The sequence below is a fragment of the Microvirga sp. P4_G7 genome, assembly GCF_056401005.1.
The window spans coordinates 1-8,624 of the sequence record NZ_JBFUKD010000095.1; the positions used below are offsets into that span (position 1 = coordinate 1).

The following is an 8,624-nucleotide window of genomic DNA, read 5'->3' on the forward strand; positions in this document are numbered from 1 at the left end:
GCCGGCCGCCGACAGACCATACAGCGATCGTGCGACCGCGCAGGCCGCGACGGCCCGGCTGAGCGCGCTCGCGGATGCGTCACTGGAGCGGATCGCGGAGTTCGGCAATGACGAGATCTGGCGCGCTGCGTCCGACGCCGTGCGCCAGGTGATCGATTATCTTGGACGCGGAGCGCTGGATCTGAAGCCTGTGGTGCTCGTGGAAGCGCTTCGCTCCTTCCCGTCCACGGTTCTCGCGTGGCGACTGTACGGCGATCCGGAGCGGGCCGGAGAACTCGTCGATCGCAATGGCGTCTCTACGCCGCTCTTCTTCCCGGCATCGTTTGAGGCCTTGGCATCATGAATGCAAATCTGGGTGATCTCTGGTACGGCATACGGCTTTGGGCGGCGATCCAGTTCCTGCGTCTCTTTTCCGGATGCTTCCGCGACGAGGAGGCACTTGGGGTCGGGCGTTGTGCCTCTCTCCTTCTGCGAGAGATCCAGCGAGAAGTTGACGAACTCGGTCGAAGGGCGAGCGCACCGTGATCGATGAGATCGTCACCCTCGTCGTCGGTGGGCAACGTCTCTCCGGTTTCCAGGAGGTCAATGTCACGCGCTCGATGGAGCAGGCGGCGATCTCTTTTGGCCTCAAAGCGACGAACCCAACCTGGCATCCCGATGCGTGGTCTCTTCGCCTTGGCGCGGAAGTGGAACTCTACGCCAACGGGACCTTGGTCTGTCGCGCCTACGTTGACAGCTACGAGTCCGATCACGGTGAGGGCGGCAGCCACGAGGTGCGTATCTCCGGCCGATCGAAAGCGCAGGACGCCATCGACTGTCCGCCGGCCAAGCACAAGACCGGACGGGTCGAAGGCAAGACCCTCGTGGAGGTCGCCAAGGAGTTCGACGATTTCGGCATTGGATTTTCCACAGATCAGGACCTGAAGCCGATCGCCAAGGTTCAGCGTCATCCTCTCGACAGCRTCTACGCGACGATCGAGCGCGAGGCGCGCGAGCAAGGGTTGATGCTCCTCGGCGAGCCTGAAGGCGGGATCAAACTGACCCGGGCGGGAACGAAACGTCACGCTGGCGCCCTGGTCGAAGGCCGGCCGCCGATCAAGAAGTTCTCGGTCAAGTTCTCCGCGGAGGGGAAGTTCAGCGAGATCACGGCAAAAGCGCAGCGCGCGATCGGCACCAAGTCGAAGGATCTCCGTGAGGAGGTCAAGGAGTACGATCCCGAGGTCGGTCGCTATCGCCCGATGGTTCTGTTCCTCGAGGGTGATGGCACCGAGAAGGATCTCAAGAAACGGGCGCAATGGGAGCGTTTACGTCGCCAGGGATCCGGTACGTCGATCTCGCTCACCATCAACACGTGGCGCGACGACGCCGGTGCGATGTGGGAACCGGGACGGCTGCTTGCGGTCCAGTTGCCGAGTGAGCGGGTCGACCAGGACATGACGGTATCGGCCATCACGTTCACTCAGAATCTGTCGGGAGGAACGACCGTGGACCTCACCTTGGTCGACCCCCGCAGCCATGGCGGCAAGAACCCGAAGGGCAAGTCCGACAAGGCCTATGATGCCGGCCAAGAGATCTCGAACGAGTGATGTACGACCTATTCCGCACAGAAGTCCGGGAGACGCAGGACGACGGCGATCAGCAGACCGTCACGCTGTATGGGGTCGGCGGCGAGGAGCTGAGCAAGGTTCACCGGGTCCAGCAATTCGGATTGTCTTCCACGGCACCGGTGGGGTCGCACGGGATCGGGATGGCGCTCCACGGTCGCCGCGATCTCGTCGTCAGCTTGGGTTTGGAAAACGCTCAGTATCGCCCGCGCAACACCGCACCTGGGGGGACAATCCTCTACGACATGTTCGGAAGCGCCGTATCGCTCGTCCAGTCCAATTTGCGGATCGTTCATGCGCAGAAGATCGAGATCGCATCGAATGGCGGCGGGACCATCGTTATCGATGGTGACAAAGTGAAGATCAATTCCTGATGCCCCGGGTCGCTGTTCTCGGATCGCCGCATTCCCATGGCGGTCAGGTCATCACGGCTTCGGCGCGCACCTATGCCGGCGACATCCTCGTGGCGCGCGTCGACGATCTCGTCTCCTGTCCAGTCCACGGTGACAATCCGATCGTCACCGGTTCGCCGAACCTCGAGGTTGAAGGCAAGCCGGCGGCTCGCGTGGGAAGCCAATGCGCATGCGGCGCCGTCATCACAGACGGGTCGCCGAACTTCGAGTGTTCCTGAAGGAGCATCAATGCTCACGATTACGCCTCTCTCACGCAGGGACCGCACAGTCCTCGCGCCGGACGTCGTCATCATCGACGGTACGACCGGCGATTTCGTGCTCGATGAGCGGACAGGCCTTAGAGCCGAGAACCCGATCGCCACGGCGATCGTCCTCTGTCTTCTGACGGACGCCCGCGCCTCGACAGATGAGCTTCGCTACGAACATGCGGGCGATGCGCGGGGCTGGCCGGGAGACGGATTCGACATCGACGCATCACGCGGCGAGACCGAGCTCGGGTCGAAGCTCTGGCTCTACCGCAGACATGAACTGACCGACGAGACCGGTCGCGCCGTCGAGGACGAGACGCGGCGATCGCTTCAGACGCTCATCCGGCAGGGCGTTGCTGCCCGTATCGATGTGACCGCGACCGTCCAGAAAGCAGAAGGCCGCATCGCGCTCGATGTGGTTGTCGTCGGTCGTGATGGCCGCAACGCGGCAAGCGTTCGTTTCGATCCATTGTGGAAGCTCGTTCAATGACCTTTGTCGTCCCGAAGCTTGCCGATCTCTCCCAACGGGCAAGGCTGATCATCGCCAACGCCACTGAGGGTTTGTCGATCGACCTTTGGCCGAACCTCTTCCCGATCCTGGCAAAGGTGTTGGCTCTGCTCGGGAAGGAATGGCACCTTCGAATTGCATTCCTCTATCGCCAGCTGTTCGCGTCGACCGCTGATGAGATCTGGCTCACCCGACATGGGTTTGAACTAGGGATCACGCGGATCCCGGCGAAGATCGCCATCGGGTTTGTCGCCGTCGACTGTCCTGTCGGCACGGTGATCCCCTACGGCCTCACCTTCCGTCGGATCGACGGCGCCTTGTTCCGGAGCCGCACGAGCGCCATTGGAACGGGAGTTAAAACTTCGATCGAGATCGAAGCGCTCGCCGCCGGGATCCTCGGCAACACCGACCCGGGCGAGACCCTCACCCTGGTCGATAGCGGAATCGTCCTTGGCCTCGGCGATACCGCGGTCGTGGCCACAGGCGGGCTTGGCGGTGGCGCGGATGCCGAACCCGTCGAAACCCTGCGCCAGCGGATTCTCGATCGCAAACGCAATCCGCCGCAGGGCGGTTCGTCGACGGATTGGGTTCGTTGGACGAAGGAAAGTTCCGGCGCCATCACGCGCGTCTTTGTCGACAGCTTCATCGGCGATGCCCGCGAGGTCTGGATCGCGTTCCTGCGCTCGGACCGGCCGAATGGAATTCCAACCAGCGGTGACGTGGCGGCAGTGCAGGCCTATGTAGGCGATCCGATCCGTCGTCCCGTGACGGCGCGGGTGACGGTGGTCGCGCCAAGCCCGCAATCAGTCGACGTCACGATCGATGGCCTGTCGCCTGATACGCCGGCGATCCGCGCCGCAATCGCGGCTGAACTTGCAGCGATGTTTGCCGATCGGGTCGCGCCGGCAACCCCGTCGCAGAGCTTTACCCTGTGGCGTGCCTGGATCTCCGAGGCTATCTCGCGTGCGACGGGTGAGACCAAACACACCTTGGCTCTGCCGGCGACGAACCTGACCTACACCACCGGCGGCCACATGCCGGTCCTCGGCACGATCTCCCACACCTGACGAGAGAGCTATGATCATTCCCGACGGTTGGCCCTGCGCACTCCTTCCTGCGCAGCCTCCGTCTGTCGCCGATCGCGAGAGCGGGCCGACGGCGGACGATCTCCTGCCACAGGTGATCGTGGAGGTGCCGCGCGGCATCGTTTGGGGAACCGACGAAGTCAGCGACGGTACGGGGGCATCGCCGGTCATGCGGCGGGTCTGGACGGCGCTGTCGGGTTGGCTCGCGGACTACTATGCACTCGCCTTCGACACGGCGACGCAGACGTTCCCGTCGGCAATCACCGTATCGCTTGACGACTGGGAATCCGAATATGGCCTTCCCGATCCTTGCACCTCGCCCGCGAGCGGCGTCGCGGGCCGTATCAATGCCGTGCGCGCCCGGTTCGGTGCTCAGGGTGGTGCGAGTCCTGCCTACTTCGTTTGTCTCGCCGCCTCGGTCGGCTACGACGTCACCATATCCGAGCCGTCCGACTTCATCTGTGATCTGTCCGAGTGTGATGGCGACGACACCGTCGTCGACTCCAACGGTCATCACGAATGGGTCGTTCGCCTCCTCGGTCTTGGCGACATTTGGTTCTATCCCGATGACGGCGTTCTGGACGATACGCCGCTTGAAGGCTTCCTTGTCGCGACCGATTTGGAATGCATCCTGCGGCGGGTCGCACCAGCCCACACGACGCTGATCTTCGACTATTCGGTACTCGATCTTGGCATAGCGGAGACGTCGGCGCTCGTCTCCCGAATGATCGTTCAACCGGACGCCGCGAGACAGTCTTTGATACGAGAATTGATCGTGTCGCTGATGGAAAGTGGCGTCTGGGACAAGCTCGATTGTCTCTACATCCTGGCGGCGCACGATGCACAGGCGGGCCTGTTGAACTGGAAACAGGCAAGCTATGATCTCTCGCCCGTCAATGCGCCGCTTTTCTCGGTCGATCAGGGCTACCAAGGAAATGGCTCGTCGGCCTATCTCGCTACAGGCTTTGATCCATCCGTCGTGACGGGTCGTTATTCCCAGGACAGTGCGCATCTTGGCGTCTGGGCTCGGTCTATGACGGTGGCGGTCACCCACACCGCAGGACAGACGCGTCTCATCCAGACCGGTGCGCAATATCAATCACGAATAAACAGTCTCATCGGGCCAGTCTCTCTGAACCTCGCTCGCGGCTATGGCGTGATTAGCCGTTCCGACAGCGCCAATATGGATCGCTATCTTAACGCGAGCCATCTCGACACCGTTGCGTCGGCATCCAACCCATTGCCGTCCGGCACCTTCGAAATATTGCGATTCAACGCCGCGTACTCGACGGGACGGGTAAGCGCTGTGCATTTGGGTGCAGGACTCACCTCGACCGAAGTGGCGGCACTTTACGACGCACTCACCATCTACATGGCAGCAATCGGCGCATAGCCGACGGCGTTCTGAACCCGGAGATGATCCAATGAAATATCAACCGCCGACCGGCGGCGCTGCGAATGATCCATATGTCGGCCGCAACCTCACGACCGGACAGCAAGGGTCTCGTGTTCCGCCAAAGGCGATCGAGCATCCCCAGCGCGAGATGTCCGCGGCGATCGCAGCCTCCGGCTGGACCCCCAGCGAAACCGATCTAGCCCAGCTCGCGAAGGCAATCCGCTCACAGCGGTTGAACTATGTGCCGGCGGTCACGGGAACGGCGAATGCCTTGACCGCGATCCTCGATCCGGTGCCGGCCATGGCGGACTTGATCGGAACGCCGCTGCTCCTCAAAATGGTGGCGTCGAACACGGCTACATCCGTCACGCTCAATCTCAACGGCCTCGGTCCTGTGCCGATCGTTCTCGCCGGTGGGTTCACTCCGGTTATTCGCGCCTGGGACCCGAACGACCTCGTCGAGGTCGTTTACAACGGCACCAACTGGGTGCTGTCCAATGTGACGCGTGGTCAGGGTTTTACGCGCCTCTCGGCTCCGATGACGATCTATGTGAATGGCACGACCGGGAACAACAGTAACGACGGCCTAACCCCCGGGACCGCCTTCCAGACGATCCAATACGCCTCTGACTACGTCCAACGTCGTTTCGATCTGGCCGGGTTCCAGGTGACGATTTCGATTGCGAGTGCGACGTACACAGTGGGTGCGACAGTCAACGGCGCTTATGTCGGCGCAACRGGACCCGATTCCGTCGTCTTCGCGTTTGCGGGCGGTTCAGTGAACGTCACGAACGGTACGTGCTTCAGTTCGAACTACGGCGCGCAGTTCAGGGTCACTGGCCCCGTTACCCTGGCGGCGACGGGAACGGGCGCTGCACAAGGTTGCGCAATCAACTGCAACACGGGCTACATCCAGTTCGGTGGCGTCACGTTCGGCAGTTGCCAACGCTTCCAGATCGCTTGCGGCAACGCGGGCTTTGTGTCTGGCGTCAGCAACTATGCGATCAATGGCAACGCACAGAGCCACGTTCAAGCGTCTTCGTTCGGTGTTGTCCAGATCGCAGGCCTCACAGTCACCATCTCGGGCAATCCGTCGTTTCTGCAATACTACGCCCAGAGCAGTCAGGCGTATGTCGATCTGTCGACCTGTGTTTTCTCAGGGACAGGCACCGGCTTCCGCTATTTCGTCGACAACTGGGGTTTCATCTACACGGGCGGCGCGGGCGCTTCGTATCTGCCAGGCTCCGGCGCAGGTACCGCGACCGCATTCGGTCGTTACAACTAACAGGGGATGACGATGGACGAGATTCCGCAAATCGTGAATTTGGACATGTTGGGGAGCGGGCTCTATTTCAGCCCCGCAACCGCCAAACACTGGTACTGGTTTGTCGGGGGCCACGAGGATCAAGCTTGGTCGAGCAAGGTCGGCGATTATGTTGACCTTGACGATCCAAACTATGTCGCCTGGTTGGTGAATGGCGGATCGACGACCMGCATTCTAAACGAAGGCGAACTTCGGGAAGTCTTGTTCGACAATGGTGTGCGCGCACGGCGTCGCTATTCGTTCCTCGAGTTCATGGAGCTGTTCACGGAAGCAGAGCAGCTCACGCTCGTTCAAGCGGCAATGACGCAAGCGCCGATCAAGCTCTGGTACGACAAGGCGCTCGGTGCGCAATACATCGACCTCGACGATCCGCGCACGGGTGACGGGCTGCAAGACCTGGTCGACGCCAACCTGATCACCGCAGAGCGCCGAGCAGCGGTGCTTGCGGGCCAGGGGCCGGAATAGCGCTAAGGACTTCGCGGCCAGATCAAAAAATTGGCCCCCATTAACCGCGAAGGTTCGGGGGCCAGTTTCGTTGAGATCAGGCTGGGGTACTTTGTCAACGCGCCGATCAGTTGCGGGTTTCGCTCATACCTCGAAGGAGGTAGCCATCCGGAAGCCACGGACAGCCATCATCGTGACGACTTATGGCCTCGATCGCCTTGTCAGAGAGCCGACGAGCGTCACATTCTCCGCCCATCGAGGCCTTGAGTATTTCGACGGCCACTCTCTGCTGAATAGTCCGGCTAGGATCGCCCACACCCTTGCTTAGCCTCCTTATCGTCGCGTCAAAGGCTTCGCATAGGGTCGCCAGTTTGTCGGTCTCGAAGGCTAAAACGTCGTAGTGATACGTTCCGGTCATAGTGACCTCCCTTTGCCCCTACGTCCGCCATTCTCCATTGACCAGAAAACGAAGCATTGTCGCCCAGGTTCCCGCCCGCGTTAGCTTCGGCACGCGTCCATCACCGACCAAAAGAATGCCCTCGCGGCTAAGCCTTCGAGGGCGGGTTGGAAGAGGACACCGACGGAACGTAGCCGTCACCCAGACCACTTGTCTACCCACAAAGGGGTAGCCTCCCTCGCCACGATATTGGCGCGCCGGGGAATACACCGACTTTCATTGGAGAATGAGAATGACAGCACCGACATTCGAGCGGGCGCTTTCGCTCGTCCTGAAGCATGAAGGCGGGTACGTCGATCACCCCAAGGACCCCGGTGGAGCAACCAATCTCGGCGTCACGATCGGGACCCTGAGCGATTGGCTCGGACGGAAGGCGTCGAAGGCGGACGTGAAGGCGCTCAAACCGGCGTCCGTCGCTCCCATCTACCGCAAGCGCTATTGGGATGCCGTGCGAGGCGACGAACTGCCGGCGGGCGTCGATTATGCCGTGTTCGATTTTGCGGTGAACTCCGGCGTTGCCCGGTCGGTGATGGCGCTTCAACGCGCCGTCGGGGTCGCCGATGACGGCAAACTCGGGCCGATCACCCTCAAAGCAATTCGGAACGCTGATCCGGCGACACTCATCCGCCGGCTTTGCACCGATCGCCTCTCGTTTCTGACGCGCCTCACCACATGGAAGACATTCGGCAAAGGCTGGTTGTCCCGTGTTCAGGGCGTCGAGCGCGAGGCTCTAAAGATGGCGGCTTCGTCGATCAAGAAAGCCGCCTGAACTCGTTCATCACCACAACGGAGAATACCATGACCTCTGCTCTTGCAAGGGCGCTTCCGCACGTGCTCGCGGCGGCTACCACCGAAGCCCTGAAACAGGCGAACGCGAACCCCAACGTCTCGGCGAACGTCACGCCGGCCGCTCAGGCCGCCATTGCAGCCGCGATCGTCGACAAGGTCGAGGCGTCGCCGGAAATCAAGCACGCGACATCCACGGAGGCTTGGTACCAGTCGCGCGCGAACTGGGCGGCCATCGTCGCCGCGGTCACGCCGCTCGTGTCCATCCTTGGATACACGCTCGCGCCCGAAGACCAGCTGATGGTGGCTGGCGCGCTTGCTCTCGTCGGGAACGGCATTGCAGCCTTCCTCGCGCGGCG

13 protein-coding genes are annotated in these 8,624 nt (G+C 61.7%); 12 read left to right on the top strand and 1 reads right to left on the bottom strand.

Going from position 1 to position 8,624, the window contains the following annotated elements:
• From AC1DT3_RS06730 to AC1DT3_RS06775, 10 genes are all read left to right on the top strand, one after another.
• Positions 1–343, top strand: a 343-nt coding sequence (locus AC1DT3_RS06730; RefSeq protein ID WP_477464480.1) for a hypothetical protein, incomplete at its 5' end; no start/stop codon positions are given.
• Complete coding sequence (locus AC1DT3_RS06735; RefSeq protein WP_477464481.1) at positions 340–525, top strand: hypothetical protein; 186 nt, start codon at positions 340–342, stop codon at positions 523–525. The genes AC1DT3_RS06730 and AC1DT3_RS06735, both read left to right, overlap by 4 nt.
• Positions 522–1,586 (top strand): phage baseplate assembly protein, encoded by a 1,065-nt coding sequence (locus AC1DT3_RS06740; protein ID WP_477464482.1) that lies wholly within the window; start codon positions 522–524, stop codon positions 1,584–1,586. The genes AC1DT3_RS06735 and AC1DT3_RS06740 overlap by 4 nt, the downstream gene beginning before the upstream one ends.
• Entirely contained in the window at positions 1,586–1,978 is a 393-nt protein-coding gene (locus AC1DT3_RS06745) for a phage baseplate assembly protein domain-containing protein (RefSeq protein ID WP_477464483.1), read from the top strand. Before AC1DT3_RS06740 ends, AC1DT3_RS06745 begins: the two co-directional genes overlap by 1 nt.
• Positions 1,978–2,235, top strand: coding sequence for a PAAR domain-containing protein (locus tag AC1DT3_RS06750; protein ID WP_477464484.1), 258 nt, complete (start codon positions 1,978–1,980; stop codon positions 2,233–2,235). Before AC1DT3_RS06745 ends, AC1DT3_RS06750 begins: the two co-directional genes overlap by 1 nt.
• Positions 2,236–2,245: 10 nt before the next feature.
• Positions 2,246–2,755 carry a phage GP46 family protein gene (locus tag AC1DT3_RS06755; protein WP_477464485.1) on the top strand — a complete coding sequence of 170 codons (510 nt, stop codon included), beginning with the start codon at positions 2,246–2,248 and terminating at the stop codon, positions 2,753–2,755.
• Positions 2,752–3,840 (top strand): baseplate J/gp47 family protein, encoded by a 1,089-nt coding sequence (locus AC1DT3_RS06760; RefSeq protein WP_477464486.1) that lies wholly within the window; start codon positions 2,752–2,754, stop codon positions 3,838–3,840. Before AC1DT3_RS06755 ends, AC1DT3_RS06760 begins: the two co-directional genes overlap by 4 nt.
• Before the next feature lie 10 nt (positions 3,841–3,850).
• The gene (locus AC1DT3_RS06765; protein WP_477464487.1) at positions 3,851–5,251 is read left to right on the top strand and encodes a putative phage tail protein; all 1,401 of its coding nucleotides are present in this window, start codon (positions 3,851–3,853) and stop codon (positions 5,249–5,251) included.
• Between the two features lie 31 nt (positions 5,252–5,282).
• Positions 5,283–6,539 carry a hypothetical protein gene (locus tag AC1DT3_RS06770; protein ID WP_477464488.1) on the top strand — a complete coding sequence of 419 codons (1,257 nt, stop codon included), beginning with the start codon at positions 5,283–5,285 and terminating at the stop codon, positions 6,537–6,539.
• Positions 6,540–6,551: 12 nt separating this feature from the next.
• Positions 6,552–7,043: a hypothetical protein gene (locus AC1DT3_RS06775; RefSeq protein ID WP_477464489.1), complete on the top strand. Its 492-nt coding sequence runs from the start codon at positions 6,552–6,554 to the stop codon at positions 7,041–7,043.
• Positions 7,044–7,149: 106 nt separating this feature from the next.
• On the opposite strand, the gene AC1DT3_RS06780 is transcribed toward AC1DT3_RS06775, so the two are convergent.
• The gene (locus AC1DT3_RS06780) at positions 7,150–7,440 is read right to left on the bottom strand and encodes a hypothetical protein (protein WP_477464490.1); all 291 of its coding nucleotides are present in this window, start codon (positions 7,438–7,440) and stop codon (positions 7,150–7,152) included.
• A gap of 271 nt (positions 7,441–7,711) precedes the next feature.
• Between AC1DT3_RS06780 and AC1DT3_RS06785 the strand changes: the two genes are divergently transcribed.
• A complete protein-coding gene (locus AC1DT3_RS06785; protein ID WP_477464491.1) occupies positions 7,712–8,248 on the top strand; it encodes a glycoside hydrolase family 108 protein in 537 nt (178 codons plus the stop codon).
• Positions 8,249–8,277: 29 nt separating this feature from the next.
• Positions 8,278–8,624 (top strand): hypothetical protein (locus AC1DT3_RS06790; RefSeq protein ID WP_477464492.1); only part of this gene is annotated, 347 nt, incomplete at its 3' end.

Bases quoted from the DNA above. Each gene is read 5' to 3' on its own strand.
- AC1DT3_RS06735 (WP_477464481.1), top strand. From the start codon at position 340: ATGAATGCAAATCTGGGTGATCTCTGGTACGGCATACGGCTTTGGGCG.
- AC1DT3_RS06755 (WP_477464485.1), top strand. From the start codon at position 2,246: ATGCTCACGATTACGCCTCTCTCACGCAGGGACCGCACAGTCCTCGCG.
- AC1DT3_RS06760 (WP_477464486.1), top strand. From the start codon at position 2,752: ATGACCTTTGTCGTCCCGAAGCTTGCCGATCTCTCCCAACGGGCAAGG.
- AC1DT3_RS06780 (WP_477464490.1), bottom strand. From the start codon at position 7,440: ATGACCGGAACGTATCACTACGACGTTTTAGCCTTCGAGACCGACAAA.
- AC1DT3_RS06750 (WP_477464484.1), top strand. From the start codon at position 1,978: ATGCCCCGGGTCGCTGTTCTCGGATCGCCGCATTCCCATGGCGGTCAG.
- AC1DT3_RS06785 (WP_477464491.1), top strand. From the start codon at position 7,712: ATGACAGCACCGACATTCGAGCGGGCGCTTTCGCTCGTCCTGAAGCAT.
- AC1DT3_RS06765 (WP_477464487.1), top strand. From the start codon at position 3,851: ATGATCATTCCCGACGGTTGGCCCTGCGCACTCCTTCCTGCGCAGCCT.
- AC1DT3_RS06745 (WP_477464483.1), top strand. From the start codon at position 1,586: ATGTACGACCTATTCCGCACAGAAGTCCGGGAGACGCAGGACGACGGC.